We start from the raw sequence: 877 nt of genomic DNA, 5'->3' as shown, positions 1-877 counted from the left end.
ATGGGCTCCTCTGCTTCGTGCTTCAATTCCCAGCTACATAGGGACCAAGCCGGCATCATCCAGTCGAGCACTCATCGCTGCCGTCGATTGCCTCAGGCGTATGCCGCCGGCCGCGTCCGGGCAGCAAAGCCGGTGCCCATGCGCGGCCGTGTCATCACTTTTTAGTCATTGGCGATAAATCCTGCTGGCGCTGCCACAATCGTGAAGGAAGGTGGCTATCGACGGTATCTTGACCGCGTGCCTCAGACCCAGAAGGAAGCGAGACCATGACCATGCCTTCCCCGATCCTCGCCAGCGCGGTCGTCCTTGCGGGGGCCGCCGCTTTGGCCCTACGCTCGATGGTTGTGAATGCAGGCAGACTATCGTTGATCAGGGTCCGCACTGAGCGGAACCGCAACACGAAAACCCAGGGTTGAGGTGACGCCATGAACGTCCAGGACATCGTCAACACCGTTTCGCAGAAGGCGGGCCTCGACCAGGCGACGACGGAGAAAGTCGTCGGCACCATTTTCTCGGTGCTCGAACACGAGGCGGAAGGCACCAGCGCCTCGGCGTTCTTCGCCAAAATCCCCGGCGCCGACGACCTCGCCCATCAATATGACGTCATGGCCGCCGCTCCGGCCGGCGGTGGCGGTTTTCTGTCGTCGTTGCAGGGCGCGCTTGGCGGCGTTCTCGGCGAGAAGGCCGGCGCGCTGATCAACGGCATCGCCGCGCTCAAGGCATCCGGGCTCGACATGGCGCAGATCCAGAAGGCCGGCGCGACGCTGATCCAGCAGGCCGAAGCCGCCGCCGGCCCCGACCTGACCAACAAGGTGCTCGGCTCGGTGCCCAGCCTGAAGGGTCATTTGGGGATTGGCTGATCGACAACGGGCCGATC

1 protein-coding gene is annotated in these 877 nt (G+C 63.7%); it reads left to right on the top strand.

Annotation, left to right across the window (positions count from 1 at the left end):
• Window positions 1-425: 425 nt before the first annotated feature.
• Window positions 426-860: a hypothetical protein gene (locus tag EN879_RS37495; RefSeq protein WP_013530999.1), complete on the top strand. Its 435-nt coding sequence runs from the start codon at window positions 426-428 to the stop codon at window positions 858-860.
• The last annotated feature ends 17 nt before the right edge of the window (window positions 861-877 follow it).

Source organism: Mesorhizobium sp. M7A.F.Ca.AU.002.02.1.1, from assembly GCF_003998535.1.
GTDB classification, from domain to species: domain Bacteria; phylum Pseudomonadota; class Alphaproteobacteria; order Rhizobiales; family Rhizobiaceae; genus Mesorhizobium; species Mesorhizobium ciceri.
This window is presented reverse-complemented; position numbering and strand designations above follow the sequence as displayed.